General features: G+C 56.7%; 27 protein-coding genes, 1 tRNA gene and 1 pseudogene. 23 read left to right on the plus strand and 6 right to left on the minus strand.

Features of this window, described 5'->3' with window-relative positions; translation table 11 throughout:
- The 4 genes from R3D51_07830 to R3D51_07845 are packed head-to-tail and all read left to right on the plus strand — an operon-like array spanning window position 1 to window position 4,125.
- Complete coding sequence (locus tag R3D51_07830) at window positions 1-642, plus strand: hypothetical protein (GenBank protein MEZ5899389.1); 642 nt, start codon at window positions 1-3, stop codon at window positions 640-642.
- Window positions 639-1,784, plus strand: a complete 1,146-nt coding sequence (locus R3D51_07835) for a flagellar motor protein MotB (GenBank protein ID MEZ5899390.1) — start codon at window positions 639-641, stop codon at window positions 1,782-1,784. Before R3D51_07830 ends, R3D51_07835 begins: the two co-directional genes overlap by 4 nt.
- A complete protein-coding gene (locus R3D51_07840; GenBank protein MEZ5899391.1) occupies window positions 1,781-3,010 on the plus strand; it encodes a hypothetical protein in 1,230 nt (409 codons plus the stop codon). Before R3D51_07835 ends, R3D51_07840 begins: the two co-directional genes overlap by 4 nt.
- A 53-nt stretch (window positions 3,011-3,063) precedes the next feature.
- Window positions 3,064-4,125, plus strand: coding sequence for a flagellar hook-length control protein FliK (locus tag R3D51_07845; GenBank protein MEZ5899392.1), 1,062 nt, complete (start codon window positions 3,064-3,066; stop codon window positions 4,123-4,125).
- A 634-nt stretch (window positions 4,126-4,759) separates the two neighbouring features.
- Here the strand turns inward: R3D51_07845 and R3D51_07850 are convergent.
- Window positions 4,760-5,050: a hypothetical protein gene (locus tag R3D51_07850; protein MEZ5899393.1), complete on the minus strand. Its 291-nt coding sequence runs from the start codon at window positions 5,048-5,050 to the stop codon at window positions 4,760-4,762.
- A 415-nt stretch (window positions 5,051-5,465) separates the two neighbouring features.
- Between R3D51_07850 and R3D51_07855 the strand changes: the two genes are divergently transcribed.
- The 18 genes from R3D51_07855 (at window position 5,466) to R3D51_07940 (ending at window position 20,513) form a co-directional block, all read left to right on the plus strand.
- Window positions 5,466-6,233, plus strand: coding sequence for a response regulator transcription factor (locus tag R3D51_07855; protein ID MEZ5899394.1), 768 nt, complete (start codon window positions 5,466-5,468; stop codon window positions 6,231-6,233).
- 15 nt (window positions 6,234-6,248) lie between these two features.
- Window positions 6,249-7,505, plus strand: coding sequence for a flagellar hook protein FlgE (locus tag R3D51_07860; GenBank protein ID MEZ5899395.1), 1,257 nt, complete (start codon window positions 6,249-6,251; stop codon window positions 7,503-7,505).
- Window positions 7,506-7,537: 32 nt separating this feature from the next.
- On the plus strand, window positions 7,538-9,010 hold the full coding sequence (flgK, locus tag R3D51_07865; protein MEZ5899396.1) for a flagellar hook-associated protein FlgK: 1,473 nt from the start codon (window positions 7,538-7,540) through the stop codon (window positions 9,008-9,010).
- The gene (locus R3D51_07870) at window positions 9,010-10,062 is read left to right on the plus strand and encodes a flagellar hook-associated family protein (GenBank protein ID MEZ5899397.1); all 1,053 of its coding nucleotides are present in this window, start codon (window positions 9,010-9,012) and stop codon (window positions 10,060-10,062) included. The genes flgK and R3D51_07870 overlap by 1 nt, the downstream gene beginning before the upstream one ends.
- Window positions 10,063-10,109: 47 nt before the next feature.
- Window positions 10,110-10,460 carry a flagellar biosynthesis regulator FlaF gene (gene flaF / locus R3D51_07875; protein ID MEZ5899398.1) on the plus strand — a complete coding sequence of 117 codons (351 nt, stop codon included), beginning with the start codon at window positions 10,110-10,112 and terminating at the stop codon, window positions 10,458-10,460.
- A complete protein-coding gene (gene flbT / locus R3D51_07880; protein MEZ5899399.1) occupies window positions 10,457-10,927 on the plus strand; it encodes a flagellar biosynthesis repressor FlbT in 471 nt (156 codons plus the stop codon). The genes flaF and flbT overlap by 4 nt, the downstream gene beginning before the upstream one ends.
- Window positions 10,918-11,331: a flagellar hook assembly protein FlgD gene (gene flgD / locus R3D51_07885; GenBank protein ID MEZ5899400.1), complete on the plus strand. Its 414-nt coding sequence runs from the start codon at window positions 10,918-10,920 to the stop codon at window positions 11,329-11,331. Before flbT ends, flgD begins: the two co-directional genes overlap by 10 nt.
- Entirely contained in the window at window positions 11,328-11,597 is a 270-nt protein-coding gene (gene fliQ, locus R3D51_07890) for a flagellar biosynthesis protein FliQ (protein MEZ5899401.1), read from the plus strand. The genes flgD and fliQ overlap by 4 nt, the downstream gene beginning before the upstream one ends.
- Window positions 11,598-11,639: 42 nt before the next feature.
- Window positions 11,640-13,733: a flagellar biosynthesis protein FlhA gene (flhA, locus tag R3D51_07895; protein MEZ5899402.1), complete on the plus strand. Its 2,094-nt coding sequence runs from the start codon at window positions 11,640-11,642 to the stop codon at window positions 13,731-13,733.
- Window positions 13,730-14,494: a flagellar biosynthetic protein FliR gene (locus R3D51_07900; GenBank protein ID MEZ5899403.1), complete on the plus strand. Its 765-nt coding sequence runs from the start codon at window positions 13,730-13,732 to the stop codon at window positions 14,492-14,494. The genes flhA and R3D51_07900 overlap by 4 nt, the downstream gene beginning before the upstream one ends.
- Window positions 14,484-14,885: a hypothetical protein gene (locus tag R3D51_07905; protein MEZ5899404.1), complete on the plus strand. Its 402-nt coding sequence runs from the start codon at window positions 14,484-14,486 to the stop codon at window positions 14,883-14,885. Before R3D51_07900 ends, R3D51_07905 begins: the two co-directional genes overlap by 11 nt.
- A 45-nt stretch (window positions 14,886-14,930) precedes the next feature.
- Window positions 14,931-15,296, plus strand: coding sequence for a hypothetical protein (locus R3D51_07910; GenBank protein MEZ5899405.1), 366 nt, complete (start codon window positions 14,931-14,933; stop codon window positions 15,294-15,296).
- The gene (locus R3D51_07915; protein MEZ5899406.1) at window positions 15,286-15,669 is read left to right on the plus strand and encodes a hypothetical protein; all 384 of its coding nucleotides are present in this window, start codon (window positions 15,286-15,288) and stop codon (window positions 15,667-15,669) included. The genes R3D51_07910 and R3D51_07915 overlap by 11 nt, the downstream gene beginning before the upstream one ends.
- A 2-nt stretch (window positions 15,670-15,671) precedes the next feature.
- Entirely contained in the window at window positions 15,672-16,118 is a 447-nt protein-coding gene (locus tag R3D51_07920) for a hypothetical protein (GenBank protein MEZ5899407.1), read from the plus strand.
- 250 nt (window positions 16,119-16,368) lie between these two features.
- Window positions 16,369-17,136, plus strand: a complete 768-nt coding sequence (locus R3D51_07925; protein MEZ5899408.1) for a GntR family transcriptional regulator — start codon at window positions 16,369-16,371, stop codon at window positions 17,134-17,136.
- 177 nt (window positions 17,137-17,313) lie between these two features.
- Window positions 17,314-18,390, plus strand: a complete 1,077-nt coding sequence (locus tag R3D51_07930) for a glycosyltransferase family 1 protein (GenBank protein MEZ5899409.1) — start codon at window positions 17,314-17,316, stop codon at window positions 18,388-18,390.
- Between the two features lie 50 nt (window positions 18,391-18,440).
- Window positions 18,441-19,379, plus strand: coding sequence for a 1-acyl-sn-glycerol-3-phosphate acyltransferase (locus R3D51_07935; GenBank protein MEZ5899410.1), 939 nt, complete (start codon window positions 18,441-18,443; stop codon window positions 19,377-19,379).
- A 111-nt stretch (window positions 19,380-19,490) separates the two neighbouring features.
- Entirely contained in the window at window positions 19,491-20,513 is a 1,023-nt protein-coding gene (locus R3D51_07940) for a CorA family divalent cation transporter (protein ID MEZ5899411.1), read from the plus strand.
- Window positions 20,514-20,604: 91 nt separating this feature from the next.
- Here R3D51_07940 and R3D51_07945 read toward each other — a convergent pair whose 3' ends face one another.
- A complete protein-coding gene (locus R3D51_07945) occupies window positions 20,605-21,168 on the minus strand; it encodes a TetR/AcrR family transcriptional regulator (protein ID MEZ5899412.1) in 564 nt (187 codons plus the stop codon).
- Window positions 21,169-21,269: 101 nt separating this feature from the next.
- Here R3D51_07945 and R3D51_07950 point away from each other — a divergent pair, with 101 nt between their 5' ends.
- The gene (locus R3D51_07950; GenBank protein MEZ5899413.1) at window positions 21,270-22,880 is read left to right on the plus strand and encodes a sulfatase-like hydrolase/transferase; all 1,611 of its coding nucleotides are present in this window, start codon (window positions 21,270-21,272) and stop codon (window positions 22,878-22,880) included.
- Between the two features lie 303 nt (window positions 22,881-23,183).
- Here the strand turns inward: R3D51_07950 and R3D51_07955 are convergent.
- The 4 genes and pseudogenes from R3D51_07955 to mrdA all read right to left on the minus strand — a co-directional run bounded on the left by R3D51_07955 (window position 23,184) and on the right by mrdA (window position 26,901).
- A pseudogene (locus R3D51_07955) lies at window positions 23,184-23,468 on the minus strand (transposase).
- Window positions 23,469-23,653: 185 nt separating this feature from the next.
- Window positions 23,654-23,729, minus strand: a tRNA-Lys gene (locus tag R3D51_07960).
- A gap of 137 nt (window positions 23,730-23,866) precedes the next feature.
- On the minus strand, window positions 23,867-25,015 hold the full coding sequence (gene rodA, locus R3D51_07965; GenBank protein ID MEZ5899414.1) for a rod shape-determining protein RodA: 1,149 nt from the start codon (window positions 25,013-25,015) through the stop codon (window positions 23,867-23,869).
- Between the two features lie 8 nt (window positions 25,016-25,023).
- Window positions 25,024-26,901: a penicillin-binding protein 2 gene (gene mrdA / locus R3D51_07970; protein MEZ5899415.1), complete on the minus strand. Its 1,878-nt coding sequence runs from the start codon at window positions 26,899-26,901 to the stop codon at window positions 25,024-25,026.
- Between the last annotated feature and the right edge of the window lie 2 nt (window positions 26,902-26,903).

A 26,903-nucleotide genomic window follows, 5' to 3' on the forward strand; every position in this document is an offset into this window, starting at 1 on the left:
GTGACAGACGACAGCACTCAAGAATTCCTGCACTTCACATCTTTCGCAGATGATGCGGCAGTTGATGGCGCCGAGGCAGAGGGATGCTTTGAAAGCCTATGGGCTACGCCACCGAGATTGTCGTCGCCCGATTCGCAGCAGAACGTTGCAAGCCAGGCGGACTACCGCCAGGGATTTGACGACGGAGCAAGGTTTGCACGGGCGGCCCACGAAGAGGAGATGGCGCAACTCCGAGCTGAGATTGAGCAGCAAATGTTGGACGATAGTCGGAAGTGTCTCCTCGATAAGATCGGACAACTTTCCGACAACATCGCTCGGGCCATTGCCGATCTGGAGTTACGCACCAGGGGAGCGATCCTTGATGTTCTTCAACCCATCGCTGTGCGCCATATCACGCAAAATGCCCAAGTATCTCTTGTCGAGGCCGTCGAACGGATTGTGCAGCTGCGCGGAGCGCTGGCGGTCAGGGTGCAAGGACCTTGCGAATGTATCGAACCGCTGTGTGCAATGCTTGAGGCGCGCGGACTTCCCGTTCAGGCGCGAGACGTCGAGTTAGATACGATTTCCGTCGAGCTGGCCGAGACAAGATTGCAATCTGATCTGCCGCGATGGATGCGTGAGCTCGAGGGCATCCTGCGATGAGTGAAAACGAGTTCGAACTTGCAAAAGAGGTGGTGATCGTTCGGCGCCGAAAAGGCGGCGGCGAAGAAGGGCATCACGGTGGTGCATGGAAAATTGCCTACGCGGATTTCATGACAGCAATGATGGCATTCTTTCTCGTGATGTGGCTCGTCAGCATGACGGACGACAAAACCATAGTTCAAATCGCAAACTACTTTAATCCTTTGCAGCTCACCGATGCAGCGCCGAGCAAGAAAGGCTTAAGGGACGCTGATGCCAAGTCGCCGAATGCCTCGGGGCCCGAGAAAAAAGAGAGTGGCCAGGGCGAGAACACGACGCCAGGTCGGGAGAGATACGAGGCGGCTCGCAAGGAGAAGTCTGCAATCGCGGAGGCCAAGATGTTCGTCGATCCCATGTCTGCTTTGGACAACGTCGCCAGCGCCAGTTTCGACATAGGGCCGGCGCAAGGTCCGTTCGAGGACTATGGATTGACCCCGGAACACGTTGGTTCGCCCGGAGAAGGCGAACGGTGGGAAAGGCAATCGCCAGCAGGTCTCGGAGACGGCAAAAGACCATATGGCGGTCTGGAGGGCGCCGACATCGCGAATGTAGAAAAGCCAACGAATGACGGCAAAGCGGGGCTGGACGGAATTGAGGCGCATGGCACCGGGAAGTCTTCGTCGTCTGACGGCAATGATGCAGATAAATCGGAGGCCGAGCTCTCCAAGAAGGTATTCGAAGCCGTGCGCGACCTCCAGGATGCCGGTCCTCAGCTCGCCGTTCAGGCGACGAGCGAGGGCGTTCTTTTATCGGTCATGGATCATGACGGGTTCGAGATGTTCAAAAGGAGTTCCGCAGAGCCCGAGCCTCAAACGTTGCGGCTTCTAGAGCGCGTCACCCCTATCCTGCTTCAAGCTGGTGGGAAGATCGTGATCCGGGGGCATACGGACGCAACGACCTTCCGGACGTCGAGCTACGATAATTGGCGGTTGTCGACCGCACGGGCGCATATGGTGCATTACATGCTGCGCCGTGCTGGCCTTCCCGATCAGAGATTGGAAAAGATTGAAGGACTTGCCGATACGAGCCCTCGCATTCCTTCCGACCCCTACGCAGCTCAAAACCGTCGGATTGAAATACTGTTGAAGGTGTCGCGCAAATGACGTTGCGTGCTTCGGCTATTTTTATCGCTTTAGCAGGAACATTCTTGGGCGGCGGTACGCAGGCTGCAGATGGTGATGCCGCTTCTGCAAGATACCGCGTCAGCGAACTTTCGAACATGTTGCGAATTCTGCGCCACGCGGAAGATGATGTCGCCCTGGGCCTGCCCGACGCGCAGAAGCGACGGCGACAAACGCTGAAGGCCATTTCGGAATGTATTGTTGTCACAAATATGCAAACCCTGATCTCCGCAAATGGTGGAGACGATGTGTTGGCATTAGAGCTCTCCGGGGCGCACATACAGATGTTCGGGAAGGCTCTGGAAAAGAACAATTGGTCAGAAAACAATCAGACATTGGGGCGCGCGATTTTGACTCTGCGGCAGGGAAGCTATCAGGAGGCAAAAGCTCTTCTCGCTACGGTCGATCACGCAAGCCTGCCAACGACAGCGCGCATTCCACTTGCGTTGGTGGAAGCAAGGATATCTTCAGATGACGGGGCCGAGCAGGCGCTCCGACATCTTCAGCAAGCACGTATATCTGTGCCTGGTACGGGTTTGGAAGAAGCCATCCTCCGTCAGGAGATCATAGTCTTGCTGAAACTTGGTCGCGTAAACCAAGTTGGCGATGTAATTGCCACCTATTTGCGGCGGTATCCCAATTCGGACTATTGGGGACGTTATGCGCCGCAGCTTGTGCGCCTGATACTCCGAACGGAAACATTTGCGTCCGACGATATCATCAAAGCCGCGCAATCGATACACGAGCAGGAGGGCGCGAAACATTACCGTAGGCTGCTCTTGATGTTGAGCCGTGGCTTGGCGATGAAGGGACAGTTTGCGCAAGCGACTAAACTGGCGGCTTACGTCTCTGACAATGAACCCGGTCAATCTGATATGAAACGGAGCGCTGAACTATATAGGCGAGTTTCAGCCATCAATGTTGGGGTCGGAGAGGATTGGCTTCACGAGCTGCAAGATTTGGATGTAAGGGCATACCGGCCGGATGAGCAGAAGCTTATTTATGCCGCGATTGACGTTGCGCGCGACGTCATTGTGGGTTTTGAGCATACGAATGGACGCAGCAGGGATGGTGTATTCACTGGAGTTGCGAAGACGCCAACCGACGAGCAGTTAGCTTCAGTGAGCCCGTTAGCCGGCGATCTATCGAATCGCGTCGAAGCAGGACTGAAAGAGGCTCAAGTTAGTCTTGGAGGGTTAGCGAAGTGAATGTCATCGGCAAGACTAGCATTTCGCCAGACGTTCAATCGCAAAGTGGTGCAATGAACACCATCATTGGCGTGGTGACGACGGACGAAGTGTTTGCTGATCTACTTACAGCTGCGAACTCCAAGGCTGAAGGTGGCCCCAATGAGCCGCCAGAGATAGTTAGTGATCAAGCCGAACACGCTGACAAGGACGCGATTGACCTATGGCCGGTTCTGCTAGCGGCGGGTATGCCTCAATCGCTTGCACTAACCGAGCCGGATGCCGTGCCGGAGATCGCACACAAGCCGGGGGCGTCGCTCCCGGGTGCTGCCCCCGCGTCGGACGCCGAAGAGTTGGCGGCGAATTTCGTGGAGCCTTCTGTGACGATTGAGATTGCGGATATCGCGACATACAGGTCGCCGAAACCTACTGCCGTCAAAAGCTGCGATGGCAGCCAATCTTCATTGCAGGTGCGCTTTGAGGCGTCGGTCACAGGTGAAGGGATAAAGGCAGGAGAAATCTCCGATACGGGTGTACTTCCGATGGCCAACGTCGCGCTGGATAGGACGACCACCCAACTCGATGGTGCAAACGGCACGAATGGTCTCTTGGCGGAGGGCATTGTTTCTCAGGTGACTTCCGCTGTGAAGGAGACGATGCCCCCGGCGCAGTCTGCCGGCGTGTCAACAACGGGAGCAAAGGGGGAAGACACTTGGCCAATTACTCATCTTCGCGTGCTGGATCTGGTTCTTAAGCCGGAGCACCTTGGCCGCATAGAAGTAAAGATGAAGCTTTCGGATGGCGGTCTCACAATGATGTTGACGCCGCAGTCGGAGCAAACCCGTCAACTTCTTGAGCGGCAACTCGACGGTCTGAAGGATGGCCTGGTTGGGTCGGGATACGAACTGGCGGGGATCAGCGTGCGAAGTGCGACTGCCTCAGTCGCGACTAAAGACGCTGCAAGCCATGGAACAATGTCTTCGGACGGCGGTCGCGAAGGTGCCGCGTTCGGAGAGCCTCGCGGCGGGCAGCGCAGCCATGAACAAAACAATCAATCCCATCACGGTCATCATGCGCTGCCCAAAGAGCAACAAGCCGACAAAGACATGCGATTTAGATCAGGGCTCTATGTCTAGAGGGGATTGATCGTGCAGGTGAGCAGACTTCAAGGTCCATTTCGGCTTCTGGTTGACGACGTGCAGTTGATGACCCGTGGGCGTCGGTGCGGGGTCTATGCCCTAGGCGCCTTGCGCGCCGATGGAGCTTTTGCTGTCTCTTATCTCGGCGCGAGCTATGACGGACTCAATCGCGATTTGTGCGATAAGATCGGCACCGCTCCGCATTTCAAGTACAGGGAATTTGCCGATCCAGAGGCGGCCTTCTTGGAACTTTGCGAGCTATTTCACGCATTTCGGCCTAGTGCAAATGTGCTCCATCCCGAGCGACCGAAAGGCAGCCGGATTCTTTGTCCCGTTTGCGATCCACGGGGATGGCGTTCCGCAGTAGCGCCGCCACGTCGATGAGTGCGGCTCTGTAACCGGCATGCCAATAAGCACTCTCGACCGTCTCTGGGTCGAGGTGACGTTGCTCGTCAAGGACGCATGAGCTGGAATTTTCCAGGTGTCTGGTCAAGAGATCGATGCGTTCTTGAATGCTGTCGAGGATGCTTCTGGAGGACATCGCCTTCACCGTCTGTCTTGGTTTGGGCAATCATGGCATGCCGACGTTGAAATACACCCAATGGCGTTCGTGAAAATCTTAGTTGGGTTTTCAGCGCTGATTAACGTCTTGGTGGCGACGGGCGTCGTCAATGGCGATGTTGACCTTCACGAAGAGCGCGTGGGCAAGATCCGAAAATTTCTGTGGTACCACGTTGGGGTGGAGGCGGCGTGCCAACTTGCGGCGCAGAGATCGAAGTTCTACCAGCTTTCCCGCCAGCCTGTCGATCTGGTGGGCCGCTGTTAAGAACTCATCAAACGCGATATTTTCGTCGTCTGAAATTGCATAGATTGTCGAGTAATCGGACTGGAATGACGCAGGATTTGCCGTGCGTTCGTTCAAACGAAGAAGGTCGGCTCTGAGCATTACGCGACCAGGATTAGCGTCTAACCCCGATCTTTCCAATTCATGAAGCGTCGAGGAAAACTCCTGATGCTGTCGCTTCTCCATATGGTTCCAATATATGCCAATCCGCAAATTTTCGCGTCAATCGCCTGTCGCCTTATGTGCGTCTTGAATGCGCATGCCAGAGCTTGCCGCATGACTCTGATATCAGGCTTGCGTTATCGCGTTTGTGCACGCTCAACACGCCGATGATTGGAGAACGCCCTCCGAGCCGGGTGGTCATTTAGATGATAGACGTTGGAAGATATCGTTTAGAAATCGCATGATCGTTTGTTGACGGAAAGACTATGGCTCGTGACTTCGCCGCAACCGGTTGCGGCACTTGTCCGATTTACCCTCAACACAGGAGCAAATGATTCGCTTGGAGGGCATGATGATCGTGCTGATTGAATTGAGGGCGTCCGTGGCAAAGGCCTACCTCGATGGACTTGACCGGCTTGGAATGATGGGCCTGCATCTGGAGCCGCAGGAGTTTGAAGACTGGATAGGATCGTGCGGGGATGCGGAACTATCGGCAGTTGAAGCAGTGATAGCCGGTGATTTCGACGGGCGGGAGGCGATACCGCGTATGCTCCAAGGCCTGGATCACATCGCAACGATCGCGTTGGTCGATCGTCGCGCTCTGGAAAACACCCTGGCGATGTTCGCGGCGGGATTCGATGACGTGATTGCGAAGCCCGTCCACGTGCGAGAAATTCTAGCGCGTGTCGGCTGCATCGGTAAGCGTAGCAAGCAGGGGCGCGAAGAGCCTCCAGCAGGTGACCTTTCGGTCTTTGCCGATGGTCGCGACCCGGTTGTGAACGGTGCTGTATTGTGCCTGCCGCGAAGAGAGAGGCGAATTCTGGAATGCCTCTACCAGTCGGCTGGGGCGTGGATGACCAAGACGCAAATCTACAATCGAGTCTACGGCGTCTTTAACGATCAGTTCGACGAAAGCGTTATCGAAAGTCACATCTGCCGTTTGCGCCGGCGACTGAAAACGAAGCTGGGATACGATCCCGTCGAGTCACAGCGATATCTCGGCTATCGCTTGAACCTCGCACGCAACGAGCGTCATTGCCACAACTCCGCAAGCTCTAAGCAATCGCTTAGAGGTATTGTTTCTCAAGCTATGAATTGAGATGTCGAGGCGGCGATGAGCATCTACGGGACTATGCGCACGAGTGTGTCGGGCATGGCGGCACAATCAGACCGATTGAGTACGATCGGCGATAACGTAGCGAACGTCGGTACAACCGGATACAAGAGAGTTTCGACGGAATTCTCATCGCTTGTGCATCAGGCTGTTGGAACGATCTATGAGTCCGGAGCTGTGGAAACTACGGTCCGTCACAGCAATGATGAGCAGGGGACGTTCAACTATACAAATTCGGCAACCGACTTGGCGGTCAATGGCCGGGGGTTCTTCCTCGTGCAGTCGCCTGGCGGTGGTATTCTTATGACTAGAGCCGGCGCGTTTACGCCAAATGCAAATGGTGAACTCGTAAATTCGGCAGGTGGAACGCTGCTTGGTTACAATGCAGAGGCTGGGACCGGATCTGTTGTCGTCAATGGAACAGCTGGTCTTGAGCCCGTCAAGCTGGCAACGCTTGCTATTCGTGCCGTTCCCACAGACGCCGGCGTTCTTGCCGCCAATTTGCCCGCCGACGCCAATGTCGTTGCCGCCGCCGATCTGCCCGCGAGTAACGGGGCTTCAGCGACCTATTCGGCGCGTACATCATTAGTGTCGTACAATTCCCTGGGTGGCGAGGTTACGCTGGACGTCTATTTCGCAAAGACGGCAACCAACGCATGGCAAGTCTCCATTTTCGACCGTGCGGCTGCTTCGGGTAGCGGCTCATTTCCCTATGCTTCGGGGCCGCTCGCGACGTCGAACTTGGCTTTTAGCCCCACGACTGGACGTCTCAATAGCCTGCCTGCGGCGATTGCCGTGCCGGTGCCTGGAGGCGTGAGCGCGGCGGTCGATCTTAGCAATCTGTCGCAATTCTCAGGCGACTTCTCGATTGCGAATGCTGACATGAATGGCACCCCAGCGGTGCCCGTCAAGAATTTTGAAATGTCCGAGGAGGGTATTCTCTCGGCGGTCTACGCTAACGGTTCGCGCGCGCCTCTCTATCAAGTGCCGCTTGGTTATGTGAACAGCCCCGACAATTTAACAACCATTTCGGGTAATGCGTTCCTGCCGAATTCGCTGTCAGGTGATCTTCAATTGGGAATAGGGGCCAGTTCGGGATTGGGCTCCTTCGTCTCAGGTGCTCTCGAGCAGTCAAAAGTCGATATTGCGAGTGAGATGACGGCGATGATCGAGGCGCAAAGAAACTATACGGCCAATTCTCGCGTGTTTCAGACCGGCGCAGATCTGGCTGAAGTCGCCGTCAATCTCAGGAGCTAATGTCATACGCCGCAGGATAGAAGGGGTGGCGGATGTCGCTTTCGTCGGCATGGTCGGTTTCTCTGTCGGGGCTTTCCACCGCCTCTGATCAATTAGCGCTTGTTTCGAGAAACGTTTCGCGCGCAGGGGATGCCGAAGCGGTCCGCAAGGTCGGACGTCAGGTCACATTGGCCGACGGCTCGGTTCGCCTCGCGCAAGTGAGCCGTACATCCGATCCGATTTTGCTTGAAGGAAGCTTGGTTGCCAATGCAGAGGCAAGTCGGCAAGGAGCTGTCTCGCAGGCTTTGGACCAGCTCTATTCCAGCGTTCTAGATCCCTCTCTCAATGCTTCACCCGCAGCGCGCATCGCAGACCTCGAAGCACAGCTCAGAACGCTCGCCAACAATCCCTCGGATCGAGCGTCGGGCCTGCAAGTGATTTCCTCAGCGCGGGCAGTGGTGTCGTCGTTGAGCGACATGTCGAATATCATCCAGACAGTGCGCTCAGATGCGGATCAGGCGATTGCGGACTCAGTCACGAGCATCAATGCGTCGCTCGCAAATCTGGAGAAGGTCAATCGCGAGATCTTAACGTCTGCACAGGGCGCCGACATCACGGACCAACTCGACCGCCGTGATACGATTCTAGCAGAGCTTTCCGACCAGATAGGTATTCGTACCGTGTCGCGCGGTGGGAACGATATCGCCGTCTATACCGACGGTGGTGTCGTTCTGTTCGAAACCGTTGCGCGGGAGGTGAGCTTTGCGGCCAGCGGAACGTTGGGGCCTAGCAGTCAAGGCGCCAACGTTGTTGTAGACGGGGTCGAGGTGACTGGGCCAAATGCCGTGATGCCATTGAAGTCGGGGCGGATCGCCGGGTTGGTTGATATACGCGATACCATTTCTCCTGTCTTTCAGGCGCAAGCGGACGAGATGGCAAGGGCTCTGATTGAAGCATTCGCAGACAAGGACCAATCCGCAAGTGGTAAGCCGGACCTGCCGGGCTTATTTACGTGGCCCAGTAACACGATCTTGCCCAGCGGGACCCAAGTAGCGGGCTTTGCCGCCGTAATTGCTGTGAATGATCAGATTGATCCCACTCAGGGTGGTGATTTGCGCTACTTGCGCGATGGTGGCGCGTCCGCACCTTCAGACCCAGATTACAACGCCAATCCAGATCAGTTGGCAGGATTTTCGAGCCGCATCCTAGAGCTGATTGATGGGTTGTCGGCGTCACGTCAGTTCGATGGAACTTCTCAACTCGATCAACAGGTCGATCTCAAGACATTCTCTTCGCAAAGTGTGGGTTGGCTCAATGAGCTTCGGCAGACCACCAGCGATCGCTACGAGCTTAGCTCGACGGTGCGAGGTCGCGCTTCGCAAAGCCTTTTCAGTGCTACTGGCGTCAACCTGGATCAGGAGATGTCAGATCTGTTGCGGTTCGAGCAATCATACCAAGCCGCGAGCCGACTGATTGCGACGGTAGATCAGATGATAAGGACCATTATCGAGACGGCGGGGCCGTAATGATAACCATGCCTCTTTCAACGCTGGCGTCTATAAGCGCATCATTTTCCTCCACGATACGGCGCACGCAAAGCGAGATGTCGAGAATACAGACGGAGGTTGCGAGTGGGCGCAAAGCTGATACCGGGCAAGACCTTGGATCGGCAACAGTGTTGCTCGTTTCATTTCGCCAGGAGGTGAGCGTTCTCGGCAGCGCAATAGATTCCAACGGGCAAGTTGCAGGCAGGCTCGTCGCGACGCAAAACGCGATGACGTCAATTGTAGCGTTCGCACAGTCGGCGCTTCAATCCGTGATCGCTGCCCGCAGTGATCCGCAAGCGCGTGAAGTGGCGATAGAGCAAGCTCGCGGAACGCTCAAGTCCTTTATAGAGACCGCCAATACAAGCTATAGCGGATCTTACGTTTTCAGCGGAATGTCCACGCAGACAGCGCCGTTCTCCGACTACTACGCAACCCCGCCTGCTGCGTCGCGCACTTCGATAGAGAACGCTTTCGTCGGTGAATTTGGCGTGGGGCTTGCGGATCCGTCAGTCGAAAACATCTCGGCAAGTTCCATGCAGGCGTTTCTCGATAACGCATATGCAAGCCTCTTCGATGATACGAGCTGGTCGACCAATTGGACCTCAGCCACGACGCAGGGAGCGTTAAGCCGCATTTCAGTGACACAGACGGTAGAAATTCCGATTACCGCCCAGGCGCAAGCGTTTCGAGATATCGCCCAGTCATTGGCGCTTGTGGCAGATGTGGGGGCATCGGAAATAAACGACTCCGCATTCGACACCGTCGTCGATCAAGCATCGAAGGGGCTGAGTAAAGGCATCGCGCTCATGGGCGTTGCGCAAGCTGATGTTGGTGTTGTGCAAAAGCAGGTGAGCGATGCATCGGACCGGATGTCTCTGCGTAAGGACCTTGTTAGCCAGCACGTCAGTGATGCCGAAGGCGTCGATTTTACAGCGTTGTCGGTGCGTCTCAATACACTCATGAGTCAGTTGGAGGCTTCGTATGCGATCACCGGTCGCCTCCAGCAGCTCAGCCTTCTCAACGCTATCTAGGCGATGTTGAGAAGATCTCGGATAGCTGCAGGTGCGGGGAGACGGACATGTATCGGTTAGCCTATTCGGAAGTTGCGTCAGACGGACTGAAGGAACACCGGTATTCCGAAAGGGAAGTTTTATTGAAGTCGATAAGCATGATGGAGCGTGCGGAGCAACAGGGCATTAAATCTCTTGAAACCATTGAAGCGACGCATTTTGTGGCCCGACTTTGGTGCCATCTGATCGACGATCTTGGGGGGGCAGATAACTCGCTTGCTATCGAACTACGTGCCCAGCTGATCTCTATAGGTCTTTTCATGATCAAGACGGCCGACGAAATCAGAAACGGAAAGCAAAAGAGCTTCCGATCGATGATCGAGATCACCGCGAGCATTGCAGAAGGTCTTAAGGGATGACGACTCTCAAAATTTCTCTTAGGGCGGGAGAAAAGATTTTCATCAACGGCGCAGTTCTTCGCGCTGACCGTAAGGTGTCGTTGGAGTTTCTGAACAACGTCACGTTTCTGCTGGAGCAGCACGTCCTTAGGCCGGAGGATACGATCACGCCGCTTCGTCAGCTCTATTTCATGATCCAGACGGCGATTATGGAGCCCAAATCATCGCAAGAAGCAATCGTCATGGCGGGTTGCTCAATCCGTGCGGCAAAAACGGTGTTCGCGAACCCGACAGTTCTAGCAGACCTTGAGGCGGTCGAGGGGTTGCTGGAAAGAGAGCGCTACTATGAGTGTTTGAGGCTGCTGAGAAATCTCTTTGAGATTGAGGAACACTTGATGCGAGGCATTTCAATGCGTGATGCTCATGCAATCGATGAGAGCGGCTTAGCGGAACTCGAACTGCAAAGGCAGGTGGTGCCATGCAGGTAGGATCGACGACTGCGGCGACCAGCGCGGGCGCTGCCGATACATCGGCGAATTCATCGAAGACCGGTCTTGACCTTGGCTATGACGCTTTCCTCAAGCTGCTGTTGGCGCAGCTCAAGAACCAGGATCCAACCAAACCTATGGATGCGACTCAGTATGTGTCGCAGCTCGCTACGCTGTCGCAACTTGAGCAGACGATCAAACAGAGTGACAAGCTTGATGAGCTGCTACAAAACTCCGCTTACCAACAGGCCACTTCTATCCTTGGCAAAACGTTGAGCTCAAAGTCAGGGGATGTCAGTGGAATCGTAACCGCGGTTGACATCCTTTCAGATGGGGTGTGGGCGACGCTTCAGGACGGGCAGAAAATCCTGCTGGAGGAGGGCGTCAGCCTCGGTACGCCATGAACCAGGCGGATGCGGCCGAACTTTTGCAGTTAGCCATATGGGTCTCGCTGGTCATCTGCGCGCCTGTCGTCGCTGCGGTGATGGTGGTGGGTGTAACGATCTCGCTGTTGCAGGCGCTTACGCAAATTCAGGAGGTTACCTTGACCTTCGTACCCAAAATCATCGTCGCCCTCATGGTGTTGATGGTGTCGGCACCCTTCATGGGGTCGCAGATAGCGGGCTTCGCGACAACCGTCTACAGCAGGATCGAGAGCACATCGCGATGACTTGCGCGCCTGGTTGGAATTTATGAGTTGAGAGGGCCGTCATTGCGCGAGGCGGGGTCAGACAAGTCCCAATTGGGTGAGCAGACAACTGGTGTCGGCAATGACGTGGCTTTTGCCTTCGGCATCGTCACCATCCTCACAATTCTGTTTGTGCCGCTGCCCGGATTTATGATCGATCTGGGACTGGCTTTCTCGATCTCGCTTTCCGTGCTGGTTCTCATGGTTGCGTTGTGGATTTCCCGTCCACTCGATTTCACCGCATTTCCCATCGTGTTGTTGATTGCGACGATGTTGAGGTTATCGCTCAATATTGCCACAACGCGGCTCATCTTATCTCAGGGATATGAGGGGGGAAACGCAGCGGGGCATGTGATCGCTGGCTTTGCCAGCTTTATCATGGGCGGCGATTTTGTGATCGGGGTGATCGTCTTCCTGATCCTCATAACCGTGAACTTCCTGGTTATCACCAAAGGTGCAACCCGCATTGCCGAAGTCGGCGCTCGCTTTTCACTCGATGCGATGCCCGGCAAGCAAATGGCGATTGATGCGGATTTGTCGGCGGGATTGATTGACGAGAAGGAAGCGCGTCGGCGGCGGCGGGAAGTTGAGGACGAAAGTGCTTTTTATGGCTCCATGGACGGTGCCTCGAAGTTTGTTCGCGGAGATGCCATTGCTGGGCTGATCATCACCGCGATCAATATTGTCGGCGGCATCCTGATTGGCGTGATCCGGCACGGACTATCCGTCGATCGCTCAATGGATGTTTTTCTTCGCTTGTCGATCGGCGACGGGCTTGTCACGCAAATTCCGGCTCTCATTATTTCGCTTGCCGCAGGCATGATTGTATCGAAGGGAGGGACGCGGGAGTCTGCAGAAAAGGCCGTTTTTGGTCAGATCGGATCGCAGCCGCGTGCGGTCATGATAGCGGGTTTGGTCGTAGCGGCGCTTGGCTTGGCGCCCGGTCTCCCGATGGTGCCATTCGTATTACTGAGCGCCGCGTTGATGGTTGTCGCGGTGGTCATGCCCGCGCGAAGGCTCGCTGCGCAAAAATTGGTCGAGGTTGGCGAGGCTCAACGACAGGCAACAGAAGCTGCCGAGAGTGTTAGCGGAAGGGAGCTTCGGCCGCCAGCGGAGCTTGAGTTGGTCCTTGGGAGTCAGTTGGCCGGCCTGCTGCTGCAAAATGGAAATGAGATTGGCGTCCGCGTCGCGCGGATCAGGCGCAAGTTTGCGCTTCAGTTTGGCTTCGTCATCCCCGAAGTTAAGATCAGCGATGATCTCGGGATCGCTCCGAAATCCTATCAGATCAAAATTCACGGAACGATCGTTGCCGTCGGTGATCTGCGTCCAGGGGAAGTTCTCGTCGTCTACGGTTCGGGACGAAAACCGCAGTTTCCAGGTGATGTTGCGACGGATCCGGCCTTTGGTATGCCGGCAATGTGGATCCCCGAAATGTTTACGATGGGATTGCGGCAGGAGGGGTTTGCGCCGGTGGATAATGCTTCCGCTCTTTTGACGCACTTTGCGGAGGTCGTGCGCGTCAATCTGGCGTCCGTGTTTTCCTACAAGGATTTACGTGCCCTGATCGAGCGGCTTGATCCCGACTACCGCAAGCTCGTCGACGAAATTTGTCCCAGTCACATTTCAAATTCCGGTCTGCAGGCGGTTATGAAGGCGCTTCTCTTGGAACGCGTCTCCATTCGAAATCTCCATCTTATTGTTGAAGCGGTAGCGGAGATCGCACCATTCACCAGAAAAATCGAGGCCATCGCCGAGCATGTCCGAACCCGGATTTCACAGCAGATCTGCGGGGATCTCGCCGATGGAGCACACCTGAAAGTGCTGCGGCTCAGCAATCGTTGGGAGATGGCCTTTCATCAAGCCTTGAAGAGGGATGCAAAAGGCGAGATCGTCGAGTTTGATTTGGATCCGCGCATGGTAGAGGCATTCGGCACCGAATGCAGCACGGCGGTGCATGAGCTTCTGGATCAAGGGCATCGGTTCGCCGTCGTCGCCAGCGCCGAGACACGGCCTTATGTCCGCCTCATCGTTGAAAGGATTTTCCCAACCGTCAGCGTGATTTCTCACGCCGAGATCGGACGTGCAACCGGCATCGTGACATTGGGAACCATTCCATGACCGAGGAGCTCAAGCTCCGCGTATACGTCGGGATCATAGTGCTTGCGCGCGTATCGGCATTTTTGTCAGTAGCGCCGATACTGTCGGCATTGCGCATCCCTCCCATGGTGCGGGCGCACGTAGCATTGGTGTTGTCGTTTGCGTTGGCCGCCGGAATCTATCCCGCAGTTTCGGACATAGTGCAGACTGCTGCGGAGAGCAATTTCACGGGCATCGTTGCAATAGAAGTTATGAAAGGGCTTTTTTTTGGAGTCATCGTGCGACTGATCTTCGCAGCGTTGGCTTTTGCAGGAGACTTCATAAGTCATGCGGTAGGCTTCACGGGCATGATGGTTCCGAACGTCATAGACGGCGACACGACAGGTCCGCTGGCCAACCTGTTCATGCTATCTACTGCCGTCTTGTTCTTCGTACATGATCTCCACCTGTTGCTGATCGAGCGGTTGATAGCGTCCTATGATACGCTCCCGATCGGTCAATCTTTGGATCGCTTGCGGGCGTTCGATGTTCTCGGCGCTACGTTGAGTTCAATTTTCTTCATTGCGCTCCAGATCAGCTCGCCGTTTGTCGTGTATGTCATGGTCTGCAACATACTTCTGGGGCTCGCCAATCGGCTTGTGCCGCAAGTGCCGATTCAACTCGTATCGGCTCCGTTGACCCTGGTTGGTGGGTTATTTGTTGCGATGTTTACGCTTGGACTTGCCGCCCAGGTGTTTCTGACATCCCTGGCCACAGGGTTGAGTGAACTCTATGGCAGATAGTAACGCGGATAAGCTCGAACGGATACGCAAGATTTTGGTTTTGCGTGAACGGCGTGCGCGCCGGGAAGCCGCTCGTTTGGCTAGTGGCATTACCGCTGGCACCGCGCTTCGATCAGATCTTCTATTGCGAGAGCACAGGCTGGAGTTTGCCGATCTGACACTGCGTTCGGTGGCACGTACCGTCGACATACTCGACAGAGGACTGCGGGTCCTCCACCAGCAGAATGCGGAGGCAATGGCCAAGGCGAACCGTGCCAGTCAGGCTTGCAATCGCCTCGTGGACCGGCTGGAAGAGCATCGTCTTGATGTGGAGCGCGAACAGGATGAAATGGCGACGACCGAACTGGTAAGTTCGCAAGGCACTTTCGTCCACCGCACAAGGTTGAGGTAAGCCGAACCGGCGTTAATCGAATGTCGTTAATTGGCGAAGGGGAGTATGATGTTCGTTGAAAGCCTTGGGGGCCAGGCCCAGCCGCGCATTGCGCGGCAAGCGCAAGTTGGTACGCAACAGGACAACGCCTGGACGGCAGTGCTGAATCGGCTATCCCACGCGGATCCGTGTGCGGCATCGGATCTACCGGGCAGCAAAGTTGAGCGAAAGTTGACGCAGCTCATGCTGTCGCAGACGCTTCGCCTGATCATGCCGCGCACCGGTACGTCCAACCGCGGGCTCGCCGCAGACACATGGCGAGAGTTTTTGGCAGATAATATTGCCGAAGCGGTTGCGCCCGCCGTCAGCCTGTTTAACGCTGGGGAGCATACACCCGCCGTGGATGCCGGGAGCAGTCGCGATGGGGGCTGAGAGTGCGAGTCCGGATCTATCGCAGTTAGAACAGCGGCTTTGTGCCGTGATCGAAGCAGCAGTGAAGATCGTTGAAGAAGAATCGGTCGCGGTTCGCCAGCGAGGCGCAGCGGATCTGGACAAATTCATCGAGCGCAAAGGTCAAGCGTTGGTCAATCTCGACCGCCACATGAAGCTCAATCCGCAAATTAGCTCCTCTGGGGCTCTGGCGCATCATCTTCAGAGACTTCGCTCCGCCTTGGAGGAAAATCGACGCTACCTACAGATCAATATCGATGCGGTTTCAGAGGTTGCCGAATTGATTGTGCGGGCAATCGAGACGTCTCGCTCTGACGGCACCTACGCGCAGCCGCGGGCGCACCGTGGGAAGTAACGATGATGAAGATGCTGGCTGCCGGACTGTGGGGTGTTGCGGTCGCGACGGCTACAGGGGTTGTATCCGATCGACTCGGGTTGTTCTTGCCGCCACAGTCTTCCGGAGCCACTGTGGAACAAACAGAAACGATCGTAACCGGCATCATGCGGGTTCCCATCATGGCGAACGAAAATCCGGCCGGATACGTCTTGCTTGATCTAAGCATCGACTATGACGTCGGCGCGACGGAAGCCCTCGCCGGCAAGATGAAAAGCATCGCCATCGATGAGTCTTTCCGTGCTGTCTACGAGAAGTCTGCGGCTGATTTCCGTGATGCCCGGAAGTCGGATTTGAACGGTTTGCTAAAAGAAATTGGCCACCGGATTGATGGACGCATTGCCATTCACGCGATCAAGGATGTGCGCATCAACGAGTTCATGTTTGCACCGCCGCGCAAGTCGAGCTGAGGTGAAGGGCGTCGCCGCATGAGAGTCCACATCAGTTGCTGATGTGTCTTTGCGCAGCAGTCGCGATCTTGTCGCCTAGCAAAGACGAACCGCAAGTGCGATGGCCCCACTGTCGTCGGTAAAGCCGCGTGTTATCTCCAAGCCACACGCCGCCACGATAGTCTGGAATTACATCTAATAGATGTATTATAGCGAAACTATACACGCTATAGGTGTGTTAACCCGAGAGACAAAACGGAAGGTAAGATCTGTGAGATTTCAAACTGCTACCGACCCGCTTGGGCGTGCCGGTGCAAGGCCTCTCACCGCCCAGCCTCTTTATGGGCAGGTCCGCCAAGCCTTGCTCGAACACATTCGCAATGGCGCATGGATGGTTGGCGATTCTCTACCGAACGAGACCTTCCTGGCGCAGCGCTTCGGCGTGAGCGTCGGCACCATCCGCAAGGCCATCGAAGGGCTGGAAAGCAGTGGGCTGGTCAAGCGCATACAGGGGCGCGGCACTTATGTGGCCGGCATCGGTTCGCACGTCTTGAAGGAGAAATTCACTCGGTTGCGCGCGAAGAACGGTCTCGCGCTTGTGTTTGGGTATGAACTCTTGGCGGTCGAACAAAAGGTCGCTTCACATGAGATTATGCAAGCTTTTGGTGCTCATTCTGATGCCGATGCCGATGCCGAGTTCATCCAGGTGCGCCAATTGATCATCGTCGATGGAGCGGTCGCGGGATTGGAGGTTTCTTACCTCAAGCCTGAACGTTTGCCGAAGTTCAAGTCGCAGATGAACTTCGGGCAAGATCTTTATCCGCTATTGGCCGACTACGGACTGATCGCGATCCGCGCCGACGACGTCTTGTCGGTTAGGGCAGCGAACCCAGTAGTCGCTTCGACGCTGGTTGTGGCGCCTGGGGAGCCGATCATGCAGGTCCAGCGGATGACGTACGGCATCGACAAGGCCCTCATTGAGTATCGGCTCTCGACCTACCGGGCGGACATTGTGAGCTATTCAGCCGACATTTGTTGATGGTTCGGAGGGCTTTGGTGCCCGATCAACTAACGAACTTCCACTTTCTCTCTCCAACCCGAAAAATTGTGGAAACTGTCACGTTACTAGAATGTGACGCACATAGGATGCAAATCGGCGCTGGTCCCCCAGGGGGACATAAACGTCTTCAGGCCATAAAGATGGAGCCGGAAGCGAATGAACGTGCTGATTGCCACGGACGCTTGGCATCCACAGATCAACGGTGTTGTTCGCACACTGCAATCGCTTGCCGAAAGCCTGCGATCGCTTGGCGTGGGATGCGCGTTCTTGACGCCCGATGGCTTTCCATCCGTTCCTTTGCCGAGCTATCCGCAGCTGCGGCTGTCTCTTCCGCGATCGCGAGAGATCGCCAGGCGGATCGAAAGTGCAAGACCTGACGCTATTCACATTGCCACAGAGGGCCCGATAGGCATCGCAGCCCGGCGTTATTGCCTTGCGCGCGGCTTGCCTTTCACGACCAGCTTCACAACCAAATTCGCCGAGTACATTTCAGCGCGGGTCCCGGTGCCGGTTTCTTGGGGGTATGGCGTTTTGCGACGCTTTCATGCGCCCGCCGCGGTGACAATGGTTTCCACTTCGTCACTGATGGAAGACTTGAGCGAGCGGGGATTCACCCATCTGCGCAAGTGGTCCCGAGGCGTCGATGTCGCGTTGTTCAATCCTGAGAAATTCGCGCCGCTCGATCTGCCGCGTCCGATCTTCCTCAACGTGGGACGCATCGCAGTCGAGAAAAATCTTGAAGCGTTTCTCGCGCTTGATCTGCCGGGTAGCAAAGTCGTCGTCGGTAGCGGACCACAACAAGAAGACCTTAAGGCACGCTATCGCGATGTGCATTTTTTGGGTGCGGCGAGCGGTGAAAAACTTGCAGCCTGCTATGCCGCGGCCGATGTTTTCGTTTTTCCAAGCCGCACAGATACCTTTGGGATTGTGCAGCTTGAAGCTTTGGCGAGTGGCGTCCCAATTGCAGCGTTGCCCGTCCCGGGCCCCCTCGACGTGGTTGGGGACGCACCAGTTGGAGTTCTCAGTGAGGACTTGCAGGCCGCCTGTATCGGCGCGCTATCAATCTCGCGCAAGGCCTGTCGCGCTTACGCATTGGAATATACCTGGGAGAAGAGCGCTCGGCAGTTTATGTCCAACATAGCTGTAATCGAGGGCACGTCGCGCCGCGCGGTGGGCGGCACTTTAGGTTTCAAACCGCAGCGCTGTAACACGGGTGCCATGTTGGCCGATTAACCGGATCGGGTTTCTTCAGTTCGAAACCAATCCGGCAAAGAAATCCCCAGATGAACTATGAGTTGAGCTACGTTTCGCCGCGCGATCCTGCCTGGCAGCGTCTGTTGATGCGCGGCATCGAAACGCTTTCAGGGCGCCAAGGGCTCTTGCCAGTCTATCACCGATGGCGCGATGAGGTTGCCGGAAAGCATCCGCAAATGATGCAAGAAGCAATGCGGATGTCGCATGTCGGTTTGGACTTGGACGCTGCGCCGAACTGGAACGTCGTCCCTGCGGATCAGCCTTTGGTAATCGTAGCCAACCACCCGTTTGGCATCGCCGACGGAATGGGGCTGCTTGCGATCGCGGAACACATCGGGAGACCCTATCGGGTGCTCGTCAACGCCGAGTTCATGAGAGTGCCGGAAATTCGCAGCATTGCGCTCCCAATCGACTTTTCAGGAGGCAGGCAAGCGCAACGCGTAAATCTGGAAAGTCGAGCGAAGGCGCGCGCACTTTTGAAAGACGGCGTGACGATTGCCGTATTTCCAGCAGGTGGTGTCGCCACCGCCGAGCGTGTCGGCGGCATCGCCGAAGAGCTCCCCTGGAAGCCTTTTGCAAGCAGCATTGTCGAGCACGCGCGGGCAAGCGTTTTGCCTGTCTATTTTCACGGCCAAAATAGCCGCCTTTTCCATTTCATAAGCCGCTACAGCACGGCCCTGCGCGTATCGCTGCTGGTTGCCGAATTCCGGCACGCCTTGGGCAGAAACGTGCGCGCCAGCATTGGCCAACTGATGTGCTATGAGGAAATAGCCACGCTTGGTGGCCGGCGTGCGATTACAGAGGAATTATACGTTCGCGTTCATCGGCTCATGCCGGGAGCGGCAGACTTGCCGCGTGAAAATTTGCTGCCGCGTCCTCACCACGAGCGGCGCAAGTGGCCTTGGGAGCAAGCTTCCCCGCTTTATCGAAGCCGAGGCAGTTCGTTGGAAACGATTACGACGCACTGACATATAGTTGTCATAAAGAGCGCCGCCGGTTGACATTGCCTGGGCAGTTGCATCCAACTGCTGCGGTTGCGAAACCTTTGAGTCTCATCCGCCATTCCAATTTTGCCGCCCATGACTTCAATCCTTTCAAGCATCGTCGAATTCGCGCAAAGCCGTCCGTTGCCGGGGCTTGTGTGGGGCCTACATTATGATGGTCAGGGAAATGTTCGCGAGCTTGCCCAAGGCGAAGCACCAGCGATGATCAACGAAGGCTGGTATTGGTTTCACTTCGGCCTCGCCGATAATCGCACTCACATGTTGCTGAGCAAGCTTTCGAACGATGCAGCGGCGCGCTTCGTCGAAATCGGTGAAGAGACGCAGCAGATTATTTTCTCCGGAGAGACCACCTACGGCACCATTGCAGACATGCAGCGTGGGTTGGATGGGAGCCGGGATCATTCTGGCTACATGCATTTCATTGCGGCAAACAACGTACTCATCACCGTACGGCGCAATGCACTCTATGGCGCTGGAGCGACGCGACAGCTTGTGTTGCGCGGCACGGCAATAGCGAGTGTGGAAGCTCTGTTGGAAAACATCATCTTCCAGATCATTGATGGGTTCGACCGCACGATCGAGCAGGTTGCCGAAGATGTCGATAGACTGGAGGACCGCGTCATAGCTGGCATCGTCAACGACGCGCGTGCACGCCTTGGTGCCAGCCGTCGTACGGTTGTGCGCATCCACAGGCACCTTTCTAGCCTTCGCACAATGCTGTTGCGGCTCAATCGGGACAGCAACAGCCCTGCGCCTGCAAGTTTTCTCGCCCTTGCTCAACACGTATGCCAGTACTCGGATCAACTTGAGCACGAGATCGCCAGCCTACGCGAACGCTCGCGGCTTCTGCATGATGAAATCGCGACCATGCTTGCGGAAGAAACGAACAGGCACCTTCAGGTCCTGTCCATACTCACGATCCTTTTCATTCCGCCGTCGTTTATCGCCGGCTTGTTCGGCATGAACCTCAAGGGCATGTTGTTTGACAATTCGGAGCACGGTTTCTTGATTGCGTGTCTGTTGACGGTAGCGGCATCGGCAATTGTGGCTTGGCTCTTGAAACGAAGCGGCATCATGGGGCGGCGCGATTACAGGTGAGAGCGGTAGAACGTTATAGGCTGTAAGATGTGACGGCAGCGAAGGGCCATTAGCTGACACTGACGTCAGATACGCGATCTTTCCTAAAGTCTCACTGCGTAATCAACTGCGCGAATTGATTAAGCATTTTAGATCGATCTTTTCTGCTACTCTTTGCAAGAATAGACTCCTCAAAGCTGAGATATGCAACAACGGCGCGCGCCCTCATCTCTGCTTCCTTGCCTTCAAAGCCCAATTCGGCGAACAGGGACCCGACAAATGCGAGTCGGCGTCTGTCTACAGTCTTGACGATTTCCGCTATTAGTTCCGGATCCTGCGCAGCCCAGGCACGAATGCTCACATCGTAGCGGGCAAAGCGTCCCTCCGAAACGGTGCGCATTAGTGCTTTCAGTCGGTCCCGCGCCGAACCTCCGAATTGAGTGACTTGCTTCATTACGGGATCCGTGAAGCGGTCGCCCCAGAACTTGACGACGCTATGGACGAAGTCGTCGCGATCTTTGAAATGCCAGTAGAAGCTTCCCTTGGTCACGCCGAGGGCCGTGCAAATCGCATCGACCCGCAGCTTGGCTTGACCTTCCAGAGCCAGAATCTCAAGCGCCTGGGCCAGCCATTCTTCCCTGCTAAGCCGCTCATTGAAGGCATTTCTTTCCGTCATTCATGCTCCATACTTTTCGGTATTGGCAGCTCTCGAAGACCGTACTATAAAGTACGGATAGAAACACTTTATTTCAAGAGTTCATTTTTGGAGGAAATTACATGGGTAACTGCAATCTCCAAGTCTCTATCGGACTCGTCATAGACCTATTTTGGGTGATGCAGGGCAGCGCATTGGCTTTTGAGCCAGATGCGCCGTTCAGGGCGCTGCAAGAGAAGCAGGCGGCTACTTGGTCAGAAGAAGACGGTAAAATTGACAAGAAGCTTGCCGCGCTGAAGGCGCGGTTCGGCAAGACGCCAAACATCATCTACATCCTAACCGACGATGTAGGTTGGGGTGAGCTTGGCTGGCAAGGTGGCGGCAAGCACCGCGGCGTTCCCACCCCGGAGCTCGACCGAATGGCCTTCGAGGGCATGCGGTTCTGGACCGCCTATTCGGAGCCGTCCTGCACCCCGACCCGCGTCGCGATCAACACCGGACGCCATCCTGTCCGAACCGGCCTGACCTCGGTCCTGTGGCCCGGAGCGAAAGAAGGACTGTCGCCGGAGGAAGTCGGCGTCGCCCAGGTTCTGTCAGACGCAGGCTACAGCACCGCCATGTGGGGCAAATGGCACATGGGCGATTTCGAAGAACATTCCCCCGAGCGGCACGGATACGACTACGCCTACTATGGCCTGTTCAACGGTGCCGTAGACGGGTGGCCGACAGCCTACGACTTCTATAAGAAGAACATGCCGCAGCCGACCACGCCGGCGTGGTACGATTTCCCCGGTAACGAGAAGTATAAGGATATCACAGGGATCGACATCAACATCGCCGGTTATGTCGGCGAGAAAGGAAAGGGACGCAAACCGATCGAAGGCGCAGCCGGCGTCCCTGGAGTGGGTCGCGAGGAGGCGTTCGAAAAGGAATCGATCAAGCAAATCCTCGCCTACGTTCACGATAAGGCCATCAGCGACAAACCGTTCTTCATCTATTGGGCGCCCTACGCCCAGCAAGTGCACGGTTCGGAGGAATACAAGAACGCCCCGTTCGTCGATCACGCCAACGCCCAAGCCTCTTTCATGGCCATGCACAGCGCGCAGGTCGGGCGCTTGTTAGAAACGCTGAAAAAAGAGGGCATTGCGGAGAATACACTCGTCGTCTGGTGGAGCGACAACGGACCGATGTACGGGTTCTGGCCGACCTCAGGCTATTCCTGGCTGAAAGGCGGCAAGGGTGCGGTGACCGAGGGTGGCGTTCGGGTCCCAGCGATGGCCTGGTGGCCGGGCATGATCGCGCCGGATCAGGATCCAGTTGACATGATCCATGTCACAGACCTTTACACCACCGCGGCCCGATTGGCCGGCGCGCTCGGCAAAATGCCTTCGGACCGTGTCATCGACGGCATCGACCAAACGGCGCTGCTCATAGACGGCGAAGGGCATGGTCGCCGCAACTACATCTTTTATTATAGCGGCGAGAATCTCGCCGCCGTGCGGTGGATGGACATCAAGGCGATCGTCAAGGGGGGAAGTCACGGCGGGCTTCCGGGCCTCGACATATGCAACGTCGTGCGCGATCCGGGCGAGCAGTTCTGCTCGATGTATCCCTACCTGTGGGCGGTCACCCCGTTCCAGAACCTTGTGAAGACTCACTTCGATCTGATCAAGGCGTTTCCCAATCGCAAGCCGGAAATTCCAGAGGAGGCGGCTCTCACACCCCACGATTAGATCAGAACCGCATGACCGAACCGCCTCGGCGTCCGTATCGCCGGTCCACTTCCCTCCCCCCGAAACGGACCGGCTTTCCTTTAGCCAGGCAATCCACCGCATCGTGCGCGGCGGATCGTTAGTTCGTAGTTGTTGTCCGCTTTGGGTCTTGGTTGTGTGAGAACGCAATGGGGCGGTTACAGGCCGTTCGTTCGGGCTGATGGTAGCTTGGAATTCCGAATTCGGCGCGGTAATTCTCCAGTTCGCACTCAGATTATGCTTTGAACGCCGCAAGAAGTGTCATCCGGGCCCAATCGGCGCCGGTCAGGCGCGCACTGCCGCCATCAGTCCCCTCACTCCGACGATGTTCAGCACGCGCGTCAGATTGTAGGCGAGCACGTGCAGCGCCATTTCCGAGGCGACTCTCGGCAACGTCTTCATCAGGAAGTGGGTTGCGCCCATGCGCATCTTCATCGTGCCGAACGGGTGCTCGACAGTCTCGCGGCGACGGCGCATCGCCTGCGGGTCGATGTCGAGCCGCTCTTGCACGGCGTCGAGAACATGCTCGTGCTCCCATCGTGAGACTCGCCGTTCGTTGCTGGTCGTGCAGACCATCACGGCCGCCTACAATCTGGAAGTGGCGAACGCTGCCCGGCGCAAGGCCGCGCACGAGGCAGGGCTTGCGTAAGTCGCCCAGCGCGATAACGCACTGTCACGCAGCGCTTAGTGGTTGCCCAATGGTTGCCCGCGCCTCTACGAAGCGCTGCCCACTTTTGATATGTCCTTGAAACAATTGGTGGGTGATGAAGGACTCGAACCTTCGACCCGCTGATTAAGAGTCAGCTGCTCTACCAACTGAGCTAATCACCCGCCGGCCAACCCCGGACCATACGGCCTTTCAGGATGGCAAAGGGGCCCTCGAACAGGGCCCCGGTCGCGTGCGTCTAGCATCGCTAGGGGGGCTTGTCCAGCCCGCCCGTGAAATTGTCCCAAACCACCGGGAATCTTCACCAAAACCTGCCCACATCCTTGCGCCGGATTCCCTCGGCGCCGTGGACATGCGCTGACATGGCGAGCCCCAGACCGATCATCAGTGTCATCATGGAGGTGCCGCCGTAGGAGACCAGCGGCAAGGGTACGCCCACGACCGGAACCAGCCCCGTGACCATGGCGACGTTAATGAAGACATAGACAAACAGCGTCACCGCGCTGCCAGCAATTACGAGACGGCCAAAACGGTTCTGACAACGCCACGCCGCGGTCACGAGAAGCGCGATCAGGAGTGCAAACAGCGCAAGTAGCACCGCAAGCCCAACGAAGCCCCATTCCTCCCCTAGAATAGTGACAATGAAGTCCGTGTGCTTCTCCGGCACAAAGTCGAGCTGACTCTGGGTGCCGAGCAAAAACCCCTTACCCGAAAAACCGCCCGAGCCAATGGCGATTTTAGATTGAGCAATGTGGTATCCCGCACCGAGCGGATCGAGATCGGGATTGAGAAACGTCTCAATGCGACGGCGCTGGTAGTCGTGCAGATTGTCCCAGATGAATGGCGCCGCCGCGACCGCGCCCGCGACCCCTGCCAGAAAATAGAACAGCGAGACACCCGACAGGAACATGAGCGACAAGCCCACCACCGCAAACAACATGGCCGTGCCTAAATCCGGCTGGCGCAGCGTGAGTGCGACGGGCAGCGCGATCATGACCAATGGAATTGCCACCCACAGCGGGCGGGAGACGCGCTGAACGGGCAGCCATTGATAGTAGCGCGCCAACGCGGCCACAAGCGTAAGCTTCATCAGTTCGGAAGGCTGAAACGTCATGCCGCCAAAACTCAACCACCTACGCGCTCCAAGCGCCTCGATGCCAAAGAACGGAACCAAGGCCAACGCTATGACGGCAATTGCATAAGTCGGATAGGCAGCCTGCAACCAAACTTCGGTGCGCACCATAGCCATCACCAGAACGATTGCGGCGGCAATCAAGAACCGCAACGCATGACGTTCCGCCCAGGGCTGAAATGACCCGCCCGAAACCGAATAGAGCGCAGCACAGCCAATCGAAGCAATTAGGCCGGCGACAATCAACACAGGCCAATTGACGTGCCACAGCTTCGCTGTGAGCGTCTGTGGCGTTGCTGGACCCGAAGAGTACGACATGGCGCCTCCTAGCCCTGATCCGGATCTTGATGGTCGACGTCGCGCCCTTGCGCACCTCCCCCAGGTAGCGAACCCGCAGGGTCAATCTGCAAGACGCTGTCGAGCACATCCCGCGCCAAGGGCGCTGCTACGGAGCCCCCCGCACCACCATGCTCGATCACGACGGCGATCGCATATCGCGGGTCATCGGCAGGCACATAGCCTACAAACAGCGCGTGATCGCGTTTCTCCCACGGCAGATCATCTTGTGGCGCATTCGCAGAGTGAGAATGAATCTGGGATGTCCCGGTCTTGCCGGCAACCAATGGCCTTCCCTCGCCGAGCGCGGCGTTGCGGCCGGTGCCGCCCTCTTCGTTGACAACGGCATGCAGACCGTCGCGTACGGCTTTCAACTTGGCCTCGTCCAAACCCAATAACGGGAAATCACCAGCGCGCGGATTGTCCGAATATTTGATGATCGACGGTTCCACGAAGCGGCCGGTTGCCAGCCGCGACGCCATGACGGCAAGTTGTAGCGGATTGGCCAGCATGTACCCTTGTCCGATGCCCGCCAAAACCGTTTCACCCGCGAGCCAGCCGGCGTTCAATTTGCCCCGTTTCCAATCCGGATCTGCCACCAGTCCGGCTTTCTGCTGAGGCAGTCCGCAATTGTAAACCTCACCCAGCCCCAACATGCGGGCCATGTCCGCGATCGCGTCTATGCCCAAGCGCCTCGCGAGTTCGAAAAAGTAGACATCACAACTCTCGCGCAACGCCTCATGCATACTCACGGAACCATGACCGCCGCGCTTCCAGCAACGATAGCGATGGTCGGCAAGATCGAAATAGCCGCGGCACGTCACCTTATCGTCAGACCTGATTGCACCCATATGCAGGCCCGCAAGAGCGGTCGCCATCTTGAACGTGGAACCGGGAGGATACTGTCCGCCGATCGCGCGATTGAGCAGCGGCTTTTCCTTGTCGGCCACGAGTTGCCGCCATGCAACGTCATCCGCGGCATCCGTTACCAAAGCCGGGTCATAAGAAGGTGTGGAGGCCATTGCGACGATCTCGCCGCCCTTCACGTCGAGTACGACGCAAGCACCGCGGCGTTCGTTACGCAATCTTTCGAATACGACCCGTTGCAGGTTCGTATCGATGGTCAGCCGCACGTCGCGGCCCGGCACGGGATCGCGGACTTCCAAGCGACGCATCATCCGCCCGCGTGCATCGACCTCTATTTTCTGCACACCGCCATCGCCGCGCAGTTCCTGCTCCAAGCCGGCCTCCACACCGGTCTTGCCGATGCGCACATCGGGCATGCGTGTAAGCGCATCGTCATCGATGCTGAGACGTTCAACGCTTCCCACGTAGCCAACGACATGGCCAGCCGCCATGCCTGCCCGGCATCGCCGACGCCAGGCGACTTCGGTGCGAATGCCAGGAAGCTGAGGGGCATAGAGATTAATCCGCGCGAGCAGATCGAAGGTGATGTCGGACGCAATCGTAATCGGCGTGTTACGGCTCTGACGTTTTGCACGCTTGGCGATCTGCTCGACCTCGTCCTGCTGCAACGGCACGAAGCGTCGGAACCGATCGAGCACGCCCCGCACGTCGCCTGCGAGCGCCGGTGTCAACGTGACGCGAAAGGTCTCTTCGTTGTCGGCGAGCACCACCCCATTACGGTCGACGATACGGCCACGCTTGGGGATCAAGACCTGAAGGCTGGTGCGGTTCTCATCGGCGAGCGGATCGTAGCGGCCTTCATCCAGAACCTGGAGCTGGAATAGCCGCCACGCCACCGCCGAGAACCCAAGCAACTGCGCGCCGCCCATGAGGATGGCACGCCGCGTGAAGGTGCGCCGCGCCTGGCGTTCCTCGTTATCGTGCTCGAACATGGCAGACATTT

This window comes from Hyphomicrobiaceae bacterium (genome assembly GCA_041397645.1).
GTDB lineage: Bacteria > Pseudomonadota > Alphaproteobacteria > Rhizobiales > Hyphomicrobiaceae > Hyphomicrobium_B.